Below are 13968 nucleotides of genomic sequence, written 5' to 3' on the forward strand. Positions count from 1 at the left end.
TGTCTCCGTACCTTGTGGTGGGGGATGGGTGGTGCACTGAGCACTGTGGGGGTGCGCTCAGCCCTTGATGTGGGTGACCAGGTCGTCGATGAAGGCGGCCCACTCAAGCCTGGTGGAGGGTTTTCCCTCGATGCCGGGACGGGTCTGCCAGGGCAGGGGCCCGGTCTCGGGTCGGTACTCGACTCCGATCGCCTCCAGCCGGGGCAGGTGTGCGGCGAGGCGGGTGCGGAAGTCGTCGAAGTCGCGTGCGCCGGTGCTCCAGAGGGCTTCGGCGATGGCGCACAGGCGAGGGAAGGCGTAATAGTCGACGGTGCGCGGGGAGTCCATGTGCTCGGTCCAGATGTTCGCCTGGCCGCCGAGGATGTGTGCGGCCTCGTGCGCGGTGAGGTCGTCGGGGACCGGCTCGAAGCCGTACGCCTCCTGCAGGGTCAGAGGAACGGCGAACGGGATCGGCTCATCGGGGTGCTCGGACTGCCGGTAGTCGAGGTAGACCTGGTCGTCCGGGCACGAGACAACGTCGTGGCCCCGGCGGGCGGCGGTCCGTGCTCCGGTCATGCCGCGCCAGGAGGCGACGGCCGTGCCGGGCGGGACGGGGCCTTCCAGGACGTCGTCCCAGGCGAACATGCGGCGCCCGCGGGTGGCGAGGTGTTCGCCCAGGCGGCCGATGAACCAGGACTGGAGCTGGGTCTCGTCCGCCAGGCCCCGCTCGCGCATGAGTTCCTGGGTGCGGGGATCCGCGCGCCACTGGTCCTTGGGGCACTCGTCACCACCGATGCCGACGAACCGGCTCGGGAAGAGGTCGGTGATCTCGTCCAGGACCCCCCGGTAGAAGTCGAGCGTGCTCTCCTCGGTGTTGAGGATGTTCGGGTTGACGCCCCAGCGGGTGTGGACCTCCCGTGCCGGACCGCCAACGCCGAGCTCGGGATAGGCGGCGATGGCGGCCTGGGAGTGCCCGGGGACGTCGATCTCCGGCACGACGGTGATGTGGCGCTCCGCGGCGTAGGCGACGATTTCGCGGATGTCGGCCTGCGTGTAGTAGCCGCCGTGGGGCCGGCCGTCACCGGGTGCGCCGTCCTGGGCTCCCAGTTGGGACTCGCGCCGCCAGGATCCGACCTCGGTCAGCCGGCGGTGGCGGAGGATCTCGACGCGCCAGCCCTGATCGTCCGTCAGGTGCAGGTGCAGGGTGTTGAGCCGGTGCATGGCGAGCAGGTCGATGAACCGCAGCAGGTCGTGCTTGGGCATGAAGTGTCGGGCCACGTCGAGCATCACACCGCGCCAGCGGAACCTCGGCTCATCGCGCACCGTCACGGCCGGCACCGCCCACCGCTGCCCGGAGACCCGGGCGCGGCGGTGTACCGCGGGGGGCAGGAGCTGGAGCAGGGCCTGGCAGCCGTAGAAGACGCCGGCCGGGGAACCGCCCTCGATCAGGACGGTCTGGGGGGTGACGGTCAGGCAGTACTCCTCGTCGCCCAGTTCCGGCCGCACCTCCAGGGTGATCGAGTGCCGGGTGGCGGGGTGGAAGGGGCCTGCGGGCAGCAGCAGCGCGGTGGCGGGGCGGAGCGTGGACTGGAGCCACAGAGCGGTCGCGGTGAGCTTGCGCGAGGCGGTGATGACGGTGGATTCGCCGAGGAGGAACTCGCCCTCGTCCGTGCGAACAGACGTTGCGCGGGGCAGGAGCATGGAGTGGGGTCAGCCTTTCACGGCGCCGGCGGAGACGCCGGAGACGAGCTTGCGCTGGATGAGGAGGAAGAACACGACGACGGGGAGGGAGAAGATGACGGAGCCGGCCATCTGCCCGCCGAAGTCGGTGCCGGTGATCGGGGTGCTGAAGGAGGCCAGCCACACCGGGAGGGTGTACTGGTCCTGGTCCTTCATGAAGGTGTAGGCCACCAGGTAGTCGTTCCAGGCCGCGATGAACGCGAAGATGCTGGAGGCAACCACACCCGGGGCGACCAGCGGGAACAGGATCTTGTAGAGGATCTGCCAGGTGGAGGCGCCGTCGATGCGCGCGGCCTCCTCGATCTCGACGGGGATGGCGATGAAGAAGCCGCGCATGACCCAGATGGAGAACGGCAGGACGACGGCGACGTAGGCGAGGATCAGCCCGACGTAGGTGCCCAGCAGCCCGATCCGGTTGAAGACCAGGAACGTCGGGATGAGCAGGGCCGAGCCGGGCAGCATCTGGACGATGAGGATCGCCACCATGATCGTGCGCCTGCCCCGGAACCTGAACCGTGAGAGCGCGGCGGCGGCGAACATGCCCAGCACCACGGCCAGGACAACGGTGCCGCCGACGACGACCAGGCTGTTGAACAGGTTGCGGTAGAACGTGGTCTGGTTGATCGCCGCGTCGAAGTTGGACAGGGTCCAGTGCCTCGGGAGGAACAGCGGGGTCGAGGTCATCGCCTCGGAGCGCGGCTTGAACGCCGTGTTGACCATCCAGTAGACGGGGAAGATCCACACCACGCTGAACGCGATCGCCAGCGTGTTCGGAAGCCAGCCGCCCTTGGCCGTCACGGCCCGGTTGCGGCGCGGGCGCTTGGTCACAGGTCCTCCCCGGAGCGCAGCAGATTGCGGATGTAGAGGGCGGTGATCGCCACGAGGATGGCCGTCGTGATGACCGACAGGGCCGCGCCCTGGCCGACTCGGAAGCCGACGAACGCGGTCTTGTAGGCGAAGATCCCCAGCGTGGTGGTCGCGGAGTCGGGGCCCCCGGCGGAGACCAGCCAGATCTGGTTGAAGACGTTGAAGTCCCAGATCACCGACATCAGCGAGACCAGCAGCAGGGTGGGGCGCAGGAAGGGCAGGGTGATCGACCACCACAGGCGCCACTCGCCGGCCCCATCCAGGCGGGCCGCCTCCTGGAGTTCCAGGGGCAGTTGGGTGAGTGCGGCGTACAGGGTAAGGGCGATGAACGGGACGGCCTGCCAGACGATCAGCAGCCAGATCGACAGGTAGGCCAGGAACGGATCGTTGGCCCAGTCGGTGTTGGTCATGTCGCCGAACAGGTGCGTGCGGGTGAGCAGCCAGTTGACGACCCCGTAGCCGGGCTGGAACAGCCACTTCCACACGAGGGAGGAGGCAACGGTCGGCATGGCCCAGGCGAGGATCAGCACGAGGGTGACCGTCGTACGCATCGGGGTCGCCAGGCGGGTGAGGAGCTGGGCGACGGCCGTGCCCACCGCGATGCTGCCGACCACCATGGCGGCCGTGAACAGGACGCTGCGCTCGAGAGCGTGCCAGAACTGAGGGTCCGTCAGCAGTGCGGCGTACTGCGCCGTGCCGACCAGGCGGTAGGCGCCGGTGAAGAGGGAGCGTTGGTTGTAGTCGGTGAAGGAGGTGTAGATCAGGAAGACGATCGGGGCGGCGGTGACGGTGAGCATCACCAGGCCCGCCGGGGAGAGCAGCCACCATGGGGCTCGGGAGTGGCGCCGTCGGGGCAAGGGGTGCGGGCGGCGGCGGGTGCGCCGGGTGCCCGCTGGGGAAGGGGGCGTCATGAGCGTTGTCTCTTGTCCGGTCGCAGTAGGGCGGTGGGAGGACGCCCCGGGGTTCCAGGGCGCCCCGGGGCACTACTGGCCGGCGTTGAGCGCCTTGTTCGCTGTGGCGTCGAACGCACTAGCGGCTTCCTGGGGGCTCTTGCTCCCGGAGGCGACGGCGGCGAAGAGGTTGTTGATGTCCTTGTTGCCTTCCAGCTGCGCCCAGTTGGCGGCTGCCGGGGTGGCCTTGGAGTTGAGGGCGGCGTCGAAGAAGCCCTGCTTCAGTTCGCTGACCGTCGCCTTGGCGGTCTTGATGCCCTCGGCGCTGTTGGGGATGAAGCCCTCGTGTCCGGCGACCCACTTGATCTGGATCTCGGGGCTGGCGGCGATCTTGGTCCACTGCAGGGCGAGGTCGGCGTCGTTGCTGCGGGCGGGGATGCCCCAGTCGGATCCGCCGAGCATGACGGGCTGGGACTTGCCGGACTTGCCCGGCAGGGGGAATGCGCCGAGGTCGGCGTCGGTCAGCTTGGGGTTGGCCTTCTGGATGCGTCCGACGAAGCCACTGGTGGCGACGATCGCGGAGGTCTTGCCGTCGGCGAAGACCTGGACCTGGTCGGGGTTGGTGGTGTCGACGGTTCGCGAGGCGGGGGTGGAGAACTGGTTCTGGAAGGCCTTGAAGTCCGCCAGGCCGGCCTGGGCCTTGTCGGTGCTGAATCCCGCGGTCCACTTGCCGGCGTCGTCCGCGGTGGCGATGTCGCCGCCCGCGTCCCAGACGAACTGCATGCCCGCGTACCAGTTCTGGCCGGGGAGGTAGAGCGGGGAGAAGTCGGGTGCGGGGTTGGCGGCCTTGACCTTGGTGAGGGCGTCGGTCAGTTCGGCGATGGTGGCGGGCGCCTTGGTGATGCCCGCCTTCGCCCACATGGTCTTGTTGTAGATCACCGCGCGGGCGCCGGCGAAGCCGGGGACCGCGTAGAGCTTGCCGTCGACGGTGGCGGGATTGACCAGGCCCGACAGCCAGGTCTGGGCGTGCGCGAGGTCCGCGGCGTAGGGGGTCAGGTCCTTGAGGCCGCCGTTGGCCGCGAAGCTGGCGACCTGGGTGTTGCCGAGGTCGAGCACGTCCGGCGGGTTCGAGGTGGCCAGCGCGGTCGTGATCTTCGTGGTGATCCCGTCCCAGCTCTGCACCTGAACGTCGACCTTGGCGCCGGTCTGCTGGGTGAACGCGTCGTTGATCGCCTTGAGCGTGGGGTCCGAGTAGTCGCCGTCCATCACCCACACCGTGAGGGTCTTGCCCTCGCCCCTGACGGCGGCCACCTGCGTCGTGCCGCTCGGGGAGGTGTCCGTGTCCGCGCCGTTGTTCGCACAGGCGCTCAGTGCGACGGCGGTGGCCAGGGCGAGGACGGCGGCGGCACCGCGTGTTCTGTGGTTCATGATATTTCCTAGCAGTATGTCCAGCCGGTAACATCACTGGACTGTTGGGTAGTACTCACGGGTTTCCGGGTCGAGCCGACGTCACGCGGTTGCCGCCGCAGTGGTGCCGGGCGTTCTCGACCCGGGGGTCTGTGGGCCGGTCGGAACGGAGCTCAGAGGACGCCGAGCTCGGCATCGAGCACGAGGCAGACCCCGCCGAGCAGCGTCAGGTCCCCGTCCCCGGCCAGGGACCGGATCGTCAGCGAAGCGCCGATCGGGGACAGCGTCCGCGCGCGCACCGTCTCAACGGCCGCGTCGAGTAAGGGACCCTCGATCAGGTCCGCAGGCCCGGTCAGGACGATCTCGTTCAAGTTCAGGGCACAGGCGATCGGCGCGAGCACCGTGCCCAGAGCCTGCCCTGCGCCGGCCAGGATCGCGCCGTGGTCGGACTCGGCGGATGCGGCGAGCCGTGCCCGCAGGTGCACTGCGTCGATCATCGGATCCAGACAGCCTCGGCGCCCGCACACACACAGCTCACCGCCGACGTCGACCGTGACGTGCCCGATCTCGCCCGCTGCGAACTGCTCACCCTCGACCAGCTCCCCACCGACGATCAGGCCGGCGCCGACACCATGCTCCGTGGCGATCAGCATCAGATTCTGCGCCTCGGTACGGCGGAAGTGCAGGACCGCCAGCGCGGCCACGTTCACGTCGTTGCCGACGTGGGCCGGGATGCCGAAACGGTCGGTGAGCTGACGGGCCATCGGCAGGCCGTGCCACTCCAGGTGCGCGGCGTCCAGGATCACCCCTTCGTCATCGACGATGCCGGGCGAGCCCACGCCGATCCCCAGGACCCGGCACGGTGCGCGATCAAGCAGATCGGTCACCAGGTGGAAGACAAGGTCTGCGGCAGCGGCCCCGACAGCGCCGCCGATCGCGATCCGCGCCCGTTCGACGACGCGGCCGCGCAGGTTCGTCACGGCCCCTTCGAAGAACTCACCGTGCGAGAGATCGAGCGCCACCAGGTTCACCGCGTCGTCGCGGATCTCGACCAGCGTCGAGGGCTTACCCCTTCGGCGGTCGCCCTCAGGCCGACGCCCCACATCGGCGACCAGGCCATCGGCCTCCAGGTCGGCAACGAGCGCCGACACCGTCGGGGCCGTCAGGCCGGACTTCCGCGCGAGGTCGGCACGGCTCATCGCACCCTCGTGGTACAGCGTCGCCAGGACGAGCGAGCGGTTGTGCACCCGGTTGTCCTGCGTCTGCGCCTTCGTTCTCAGCGGCCGGCTGCGCCGCGCTCGCGGCTGGACGGACATGCGGCGCGGCGTGCGGAAGCCAGCGCCAGCAGGGGCGGTGGTGGAGACGGAATCACTCACGGCACAAGACTCCCTTCAGCCACCGAAACGACGTTTCTTAGATGGCTTTACTTAAGATGCCTTGAATAATCAGAGTACCGCCAACTCCTGTCAAGGGCCTCGGATCCAGGGCGCGTAACGATCCGGTAGAGCCGTGCCGAGGTCGACCCGCCGGGGACGCTGCGAGCGCACGGCGCAGATGCCGGCCCAGCCTGCGGCGCTTGACAGGCATCGCCGGAGGGCCGATTATGCAATCAGGTTTAATTAAATCCTCTTTTGATATTGTGCCCGGCGAGCGGACGCTGCCGTCAGCACACACCCCGCGCAGCCCGCAACAGCGACAAACCACCTGAGGCGGCGGACCTCACCAGCCCTTTGAGCCGGCCCGGCGCCCCCCTGTACCTCAGCCCTCTCCCCTGCCGGGAGGAACCCATGCTCGCCCACGGACCGACAGCCCCCTTCCATTTCCAGCTGCCCGGATCACTCCTGGTCGCCCAATGGCTGCCCAGCGACCCGCGCGGAGTGCGGGTCCTTGAGGCCGGCCACGACTTCGACGTCGTCAAGGTGAGCGGTGAACTGGCTCCCCTCCTGATGAACGCACTCAAGCCCGCTCGGCCCGGCTGTATCCACGACCTGGTGTCGGACGCACACCTGTGGCTCATCCCAGCCGGGTCCGCTCGGTACTGGCAGCTGGCTCCCGACCAGGGTGTCGCGGTGCTGGGCCGCGGTTGGCACGTGTCGATCCCCGGGGAGCACTGCGATGGCCGACGCCGGTGGACCGACCCCGGACCGGCCCTCACCTGCGCCGAACAGCTCTGGGACGTACTGCAGAGCGTGACGGCCAGGCCCGTGCCGGGCGAGCGGAACGCCTCCCCGCCCCCGGCAGTCATTGCGGTGCTCCCCGGCTCCGTACATTCACCGGCCGTGGGCACTCAGCTCGCGGCGCCCCGGCGGCCGGTTGCGGCAGGGCACAGATGACGGGGCCCGCCGCGATGGTGAACAGCATGTTGGCCGGGGTCATCACCGAGCGGTGAACGGCTCGCCTTGGCCGTGCAGCACACCCGGGTTGGGACCGGGCGCCTGACGGCCCTCCGCCAGGCGCCCGGCTTGCTCGGCCTCCGTGCGTCCCATGAGCACGTGGAGCCGGTCTCGGCGACCTCGGCGTCCAGCTCCCCGGTATCGGGTGGATGAACGCCTCGGGCCAGCGAATCGGCGTCCAGGCTCCCTACCTGATAGCCGGGATAACGGCGGCGATGTCAGGGTTCATCCACGCGGTCAGGGACAAGCGGCCGTGCGCGCGGCGGCAGGCGGCCACGACAGCGGCGTTGTAGAAGCGGCTGACCACGCGGACGATCACGTTCAGTAGCACCGGCTTGCGCGGTGGCACCCGGCGCCTCTGCGTGAAGGGCCCAGCCCCGCGGACGTAGACGTGGCCGTGGGTGAGGTCGATGCCCACGAACGTGACCTGGTTCAGAGTGGGCAGCGACGGGGTGAACCCGCACCAGGCGGTCAGGATGTCCGAGTGCATCGAGGGATGTGCCGACTGTGCCCGTGGACGAACGTGCGCAGGAAGTGTCCAGGGGAGATGGCGCGCACCGGAACCAGGCTCGGGCCCTCGGTGCTCCGCCGTCTGGCCAGGCCGGGGGGCGGAACGGGCCACCGTACATCGGGAGTTCGATGACGGAGCCATAGTAGGGCTTGGTCAGGTTCGTATCGGTGTGGGTATGTCGCGGTGGCAGGTGGGGCAGGCGCCGGCCCAGGTGGCGAGGAGTGACTGCAGCTCGCGGACGACCTGATAGAGGCTCAGGCCGGTGCCGTTTCTTTTGGGGCCCGGGTCAGCCTCCGCAGGGGGCAGAAGGCGTGGGCGAGGGATGCGAGGGTGACGTGGTGGTGCCAGCCGTTGAAGGTGCGGCCCTCGAAGTGGGCAAGCCCGAGGGCCTGCTTCATCTCCCGGTAGTCGTGCTCGATGCGCCAGCGGAGCTTGGCCAGGCGGACCAGGGTGGTCAGCGAGGTGTCGGCGGGCAGGTCGGAGAGCCAGAACTGCACCGGCTCGGCCTCCTTGGCCGGCCACTCGGCCAGCAGCCAGCACTCGGCCAGCTCGACGCCTTCGGTGGCCTCGCGGATCTCCCGTCCGGAGGGGCGGATCCGCAGCGCCACGAACCGCGAGTACATGCGCTTCAACCCGCTGCGGCCCCGGCCGGGGCGTGAACCCTCCCGCCAGGACACCGGCCTGGCCGCACCGCGTCCCGCCTCGATGACCAGAGCCTTCACGCTGCGGGCCGGGTCCGGATATTTGGCGGCCGGGCGCCGTCCGGTGCCGTTGTAGGGCGGGGTGACCGGGCGGGCGGCGGCCGGATGGGCGGCGGGCCGGCTGGAGATGCCCACGACGTAGCGCAGGCCGCGCTGGTTCAGACCCAGACGGAAGGCGATCGTGTCGCCGTAGCCGGCGTCGGCCAGGACCAGGGGCACCTCGACGCCCCAGGACCGGGTCTCGTCGATCATGTCCAGCGCGAGCTGCCACTTCTCCACGTGCCCCAAGTCGGCCGGGATTCCGCAGCGTTCACGCCGAGGGAAGTTCCCCCGCTGAACTGGACAGCCTGATACTGGGACGGTTGAGTCCCGGAGGAAGCAGCCCAGATCGTGAGTGGCAAGAGCAACATGAGCAAGCGGTACACGGCCGAGTTCAAGCGGGACGCGATCGCGCTGGTGCGGTCCTCGCCGCATCGGAACGTCACCGAGATCGCCCGGGAGCTCGGAGCGAGCCCCGAGGGGCTGCGGGGCTGGGTCAAGCAGGACAGGACCGACCGGGGCGAGGGGTCGGCGGGCGCGCTGACCAGCGATGAGCGAGAAGAACTGCGTCGCGTCCGCCGCGAGCTGGCCGAGGTCAAGAAGGCGAACGAGATCCTGGTAAAAGCCGCCGCCTTCTTCGCCAAGGAGATCGTGAAGTAGGCGCTTTGTGCCTCTTCATCGATGCGGAGAAGGCCACCGGGGCGATGGACGTCGCACTCGCCGTGGTGCTGGGCGGGGATTGCCTGGCCGATGTCGCGATGCTGCGGGCGGAGCCCGCCGTGTTCGGGCTGGTGGCCTCTGACCCGACCGTCTCCCGTCTGGTCGACACGCTCGCCGCTGCCGGCCCCCGTGCGCTGACGGCGATCCGGCGGGCACGGGCCGAAGTCCGCGAGCGGGTCTGGAAGTTGGCCGGCGAGAGCACCCCGGACGCGGGCGGCGAGGTGGTCGTGGACATCGACGGAGTGCTGATCCTCGCGCACTCCGAGAAGGAGGACGCCGCCAAGACCTGGAAGAAGACGTTCGGGCACCACCCTCTGTTAGCGTTCGTCGACCACGGCCGCGAGGGCTCCGGAGAACCGGTCGCCGGCCTGCTGCGGCCGGGGAACGCGGGCAGCAACACGGCCGCCGACCACATCGAGGCCGCCCGCCTGGCGCTGGCCCAGCTGCCGAAGAAGTACCGGCGCGGACGGCAGACACTGATCCGCACCGACTCCGCCGGCGGCACTCACGACTTCCTTAACTGGCTGACCACGCGCGGCCGGTGGCTGTCCTACTCGGTGGGGATGACCACCACGGACACCATCCACGAGGCCGTGCTGAAGATCCCGGGCACGGCCTGGACCCCGGCCGTCGAACCCGGCGGCGAGATCCGCGACGGCGCTTGGGTTGCCGAACTGGCCGGCGACGTCCTCAAGAGTTGGCCCGCCGGGATGCGGCTGATCGTCCGCAAGGAACGGCCGCACCCCGGCGCGCAGTTGCGCTTCACCGATGCCGACGGGATGCGGCTGACCTGCTTCGCCACCAACACCACCGTCGCGCCGATCGCGAAACTGGAGCTGCGGCACCGTCAGCGGGCCCGCGCCGAGGACCGCATCCGCGCCGCCCGCGACACCGGTCTGCGCAACCTGCCCCTCCATGACGCCGCCCAGAACCAGATCTGGCTGGAGATCGTCCAGCTCGCGCTCGACCTGCTCGCCTGGATGCCCATGCTCGCCCTGACCGGGCCAGCCCGCCGGTGGGAGCCCAAACGCCTGCGGCTACGGCTGTTCTCCGCTGCCGCCCAGCTCGTCCACGCCGGCCGCCGCCGCGTGCTCCGCTTCGCCCGCCACTGGCCCTGGACCGATGTGATCACCAGCGCGTTCGTCCGACTGCAAGCCCTACCGGACCCCGGCTGACCAGCGATAACGCCCCACCCCAACGAGCACCCGACCACATCCGGAGCCGTGGAACCCGGCGCCCATCCGACGCGACAGCCGGGCCCTCGTCATGCCCGCAGACAGAAATACCCAGCCCGGACAAGCAAATACGGCCCGCCAGCCAAGCTGACGAACCGTCATGCAAGATCGAGGTTAGGCAACGCCCACGCTGCGCCATCAGTGCCAATCTCTTGCCCCTCAAGAGGCGCCTGAGTATCGGCCGTGGTTTGCAGCACTGCGGCCACGTGGACAGGCGCAGCTGAAGTGAATTTCCTGATCCGGAAAATGTCACGCAAATAGAACATGGATACGGAGCGCGGTAGTTCCGTGCGACCCGTCCGGCGGAATCGCAGCCTCCGATTCCGTAAATGGCATTGGAAATTGTGTGCAGGCCACCGGCGTGCGCCGGAGTCCGCCCCTGCGGATTGATCGTGCAACCCCCTACTGCCGATCCTTGGCGATTTGCATCGCCCCAGGTCAGCCGACTATTCGATAGTCGGTCCGGCAGGCCGGGCGGACGGCCATGTGTGCGATCCCGAGCTGCGCCACGGCCGACGGCGCAAGATCAGTGCCTGGGGTGTGCGACGGCACTCGCGTGCGAGCCGGTGTGCGGATTTTGTTGGCCGGGTGAAACTTTGCGCCGTTGCGGGGAATTCCGGGCGGGCCCACCATCGGATCGTCGTACGAGATACGCGAGCACTTTGCAGTCGGGGTCGAAATTCCGTGCCCCCGGGAAGTGCGGACTTTCCATCGCGCTCGCCCCGAAGCTCCGTTCCGCCGTCTTCTTTCATTATCCCACCTGCGCAGATCCCCGTAACGAGGAGGGTTTCCGTTGGACAACCGGTACGAGGCGTACGCCTACGCCGACCCGATCTTCTACGACTCGCCCCGGCGTTGGGGGGCGCAGGAGGAGTTCGCCGCCGTCACCCGGCCGCTGCCCGACGGCTGGGAGCGCGGGGACCTGGAGATGTGGGCCGTCGTGCGCCCCTCCGGCGTCCGGATACCCGACCAGGGCTGGAAGATCCACGTCTCCTCGTGTACCGAGACCGCGGAGGAGGTGCTGGAGACCGTCCACTCCTTCTGTCTGGACGAACGCGTGACCTTCAAGTTCCTGCGCGGGCTGCCCATCCTCCAGGTGCAGAACTCCAAGTACGCGCCGCGCGGCTCCAGCGGCAAGTTCTGCACGCTCTACCCGGTGAACGACACGGAGCTCGAGCGTTGTCTCGACGGTCTTGGCGCCCGGTTGGCGGGCCGCAAGGGCCCGTACATCCTCAGCGACCTGCGGTGGAAGGACGGCCCGCTCTACCTGAGGTACGGCGGGTTCGCCGAACGCCATTGCCGCAATGCGGCGGGGGACAGGGTGCTGGCCCTCGCCCGGCCGGACGGCCGCCTGGTCCCCGACGTCCGCGGCGCGAGTTTCGCCGTCCCGTCCTGGGCGCCCGTCCCGGCCTGCATCGCCCCGGCCGTGGCCGAGCGTGCGGCCCCCCAGGACTCCGGCCTGCCTTACACGGTCGAGCGCGTCCTGCACTTCTCCAACGCCGGCGGCGTCTACCTGGCCCGCGACGGGGCGGAGCGGCCGCCCGTGGTGCTGAAGGAGGCGCGCCCGTTCGCCGGCCTCGACCAGCGCGGCGTCGATGCGGTGACCCGGCTGCGCAACGAGCACGCCATCCTCGCCCGGCTGGCCGGAGCCCCCGGGGTCCCCGCCGAGCACGGACTGCTCAAGGCCTGGGAGCACGAGTTCCTGGTCCAGGAGTACGTGGCCGGGCAGTCCCTCAGCGAGTGGCTGACGGCCCGTTACCCGCTGATCCACCCCGGCACCGACGAGGACGCCGTCGCGGAGTACACCCGCGAGGCCCTCGCGATCGTGGACCAGGCGGAGCGCGCCCTGGCGGAGATCCACGCCCGTGGTGTCGTCTTCGGAGACCTCCACCCGCGGAACATCATCATCCGGCCGGACGGCGAGCTCTGCTTCATCGACTTCGAACTCGCCAGCACCGTCGACGACTTCTTGCGGCCCGCACTGGGAGCGGCGGGGTTCACCGCCCCGCGCGGCTACACCGGGACGGACATCGACCGGTACGGGCTTGCGGCGGTCCGGCTCTGGCTCTTCTATCCCCTGGTCCAGCTCACCGCCCTGGACCCGGGCAAGGCCGGCCAGCTCGCGGACGCCCTTGAGCACCGCTTCCCGGTGTCCCCCGGCTACACCGACGACATCCGCCGCTACCTCGGCTCTGCGCCGGGCGACGGCCGCACGCCCCGTCCCGAACTGGACCGGGGCCGCGCCGAGACCTGCGCGCTGCTGACGGCGCCGGTCGCCGACTGGCCCGCCGTCAGGGACTCGCTGGCCGCCGGTATCGCGGCGATGGCCACCCCCGAGCGCACCGACCGGCTGTTCCCCGGCGACGTCGCCCAGTTCACGCTGGGCGGGCTCGGACTGGCGCACGGCGCGGCCGGCGTGCTCTACGCCCTGCACGCGGTCGGGGCCGCCGTCGACCCCGGGCACGTCCGCTGGCTGGCGGACGCCGTCCGGGTCCGCAGTCTCCTGCCTGGCCTGTACCACGGCGGTCATGGCGTGGCCTACGTGCTGGACCTGCTGGGCGAGCACGAACAGGCGCTGGATCTCCTGCACCGCCTCACCGAAGCCGGAACCGGAGACGGCGAACCGGCACCAGGACTCGTCGGCGGCGGCCCCGGGATCGCGCTCACCCTGCTGCACTTCGCGCTCACCACCGGCGACGACCGGTTGCTGGCGGAGGCGCTCGGTGCGGCCAGGTCCGCAGCCGAGAGCTGGGAGAAGGCCGGGCCCGGTGACCCCGCACGCCGGGCCGGGCTGCTGGCCGGGGCCTCGGGTGCCGCACTCGCCCTCGTCCGACTCCATGAGCACACCGGCGACCACACCCTGCTCGACCAGGCCGAAACCCTGCTGGAACTGGACCTCGAACGGTGCGTCAACATGACCGACGGGACGCTCCAAGTGGTCGACGGCCGCCGGGCCCTGCCCTACATCGAGACCGGCAGCGCCGGGATCGGCCTCGTACTCGAGGCGCTGCTCGCCCACCGGCCGAACTCCGCCCTGGCGGATCGGCGGACACCGATCCGGTGGGCGGCCGAACCGGAATTCGTCATCCAGCCCGGCCTGTTCAACGGACGGGCGGGACTGCTCGCCTACCTCGCGCTCACCACCGAGCGAACCACCATCAGCCACCATCCAGTGCACGCAGCCGGGTCGACGGACCGTCACCGATCCTTGCTGGCCCTGCACCAGATCCCCTACCAGGGGCATCTCGCCTTCCCCGGCGACCAACTGCTGCGCCTGTCGGCAGACCTCGCGACCGGCTCGGCCGGAGTGCTGCTGGCCCTGGGCACCGCCTTTGCGGGCACCCCGTTCCTCCCGTTCACCGGGCCTCTGGGCGCGGCCGCGCACCGCCGCAGCCCCACCGACCACTGACCACCTCCCTGCTGACGGGCCGTCGGTCCGCCAGCCCCGCGTGCGACCCGCACGCCCACAGACCCCCGGCCGTCCGG

At 69.9% G+C, this 13968-nt stretch carries 9 protein-coding genes and 1 pseudogene; 3 read left to right on the forward strand and 7 right to left on the reverse strand.

Annotated elements, in window-relative coordinates:
- Positions 1–57: 57 nt before the first annotated feature.
- The 7 genes from ACKUU6_RS07015 to ACKUU6_RS07045 form a co-directional block, all read right to left on the reverse strand.
- On the reverse strand, positions 58–1680 hold the full coding sequence (locus tag ACKUU6_RS07015) for a beta-N-acetylhexosaminidase (RefSeq protein WP_407987592.1): 1623 nt from the start codon (positions 1678–1680) through the stop codon (positions 58–60).
- 9 nt (positions 1681–1689) lie between these two features.
- Positions 1690–2547 (reverse strand): carbohydrate ABC transporter permease, encoded by an 858-nt coding sequence (locus tag ACKUU6_RS07020; RefSeq protein ID WP_407987593.1) that lies wholly within the window; start codon positions 2545–2547, stop codon positions 1690–1692.
- A complete protein-coding gene (locus tag ACKUU6_RS07025; RefSeq protein ID WP_407987594.1) occupies positions 2544–3497 on the reverse strand; it encodes a carbohydrate ABC transporter permease in 954 nt (317 codons plus the stop codon). Before ACKUU6_RS07025 ends, ACKUU6_RS07020 begins: the two co-directional genes overlap by 4 nt.
- Before the next feature lie 72 nt (positions 3498–3569).
- The gene (locus tag ACKUU6_RS07030) at positions 3570–4904 is read right to left on the reverse strand and encodes a sugar ABC transporter substrate-binding protein (RefSeq protein ID WP_407987595.1); all 1335 of its coding nucleotides are present in this window, start codon (positions 4902–4904) and stop codon (positions 3570–3572) included.
- A 152-nt stretch (positions 4905–5056) separates the two neighbouring features.
- Positions 5057–6259: an ROK family transcriptional regulator gene (locus ACKUU6_RS07035; protein WP_407987596.1), complete on the reverse strand. Its 1203-nt coding sequence runs from the start codon at positions 6257–6259 to the stop codon at positions 5057–5059.
- A gap of 1204 nt (positions 6260–7463) precedes the next feature.
- Positions 7464–7766 (reverse strand): hypothetical protein, encoded by a 303-nt coding sequence (locus tag ACKUU6_RS07040; protein WP_407987597.1) that lies wholly within the window; start codon positions 7764–7766, stop codon positions 7464–7466.
- A gap of 275 nt (positions 7767–8041) precedes the next feature.
- Positions 8042–8962 carry an IS701 family transposase gene (locus tag ACKUU6_RS07045; RefSeq protein ID WP_415927189.1) on the reverse strand — a complete coding sequence of 307 codons (921 nt, stop codon included), beginning with the start codon at positions 8960–8962 and terminating at the stop codon, positions 8042–8044.
- Between ACKUU6_RS07045 and ACKUU6_RS07050 the strand changes: the two genes are divergently transcribed.
- The 3 genes and pseudogenes from ACKUU6_RS07050 (at position 8879) to lanKC (ending at position 13891) form a co-directional block, all read left to right on the forward strand.
- The gene (locus ACKUU6_RS07050; protein WP_407987598.1) at positions 8879–9187 is read left to right on the forward strand and encodes a transposase; all 309 of its coding nucleotides are present in this window, start codon (positions 8879–8881) and stop codon (positions 9185–9187) included. The two genes, ACKUU6_RS07045 and ACKUU6_RS07050, sit on opposite strands and share 84 nt — an antisense overlap.
- Before the next feature lie 44 nt (positions 9188–9231).
- Positions 9232–10422: pseudogene (locus ACKUU6_RS07055) on the forward strand (IS1380 family transposase); the annotation flags it as partial.
- Positions 10423–11275: 853 nt separating this feature from the next.
- Positions 11276–13891 carry a class III lanthionine synthetase LanKC gene (gene lanKC / locus ACKUU6_RS07060; protein ID WP_407987599.1) on the forward strand — a complete coding sequence of 872 codons (2616 nt, stop codon included), beginning with the start codon at positions 11276–11278 and terminating at the stop codon, positions 13889–13891.
- Positions 13892–13968: the final 77 nt, after the last annotated feature.

This window comes from Kitasatospora sp. CMC57 (assembly GCF_045866025.2).
Taxonomy (GTDB): domain Bacteria; phylum Actinomycetota; class Actinomycetes; order Streptomycetales; family Streptomycetaceae; genus Kitasatospora.

Excerpts from the sequence above, each read along its gene's own strand:
- ACKUU6_RS07045 (WP_415927189.1), bottom strand. The coding sequence starts at position 8,962 with ATGCGGCGAGGACCGCACCAGCGCGATCGCGTCCCGCTTGAACTCGGC.
- ACKUU6_RS07025 (WP_407987594.1), bottom strand. The coding sequence starts at position 3,497 with ATGACGCCCCCTTCCCCAGCGGGCACCCGGCGCACCCGCCGCCGCCCG.
- ACKUU6_RS07030 (WP_407987595.1), bottom strand. The coding sequence starts at position 4,904 with ATGAACCACAGAACACGCGGTGCCGCCGCCGTCCTCGCCCTGGCCACC.
- ACKUU6_RS07040 (WP_407987597.1), bottom strand. The coding sequence starts at position 7,766 with ATGCACTCGGACATCCTGACCGCCTGGTGCGGGTTCACCCCGTCGCTG.
- ACKUU6_RS07015 (WP_407987592.1), bottom strand. The coding sequence starts at position 1,680 with ATGCTCCTGCCCCGCGCAACGTCTGTTCGCACGGACGAGGGCGAGTTC.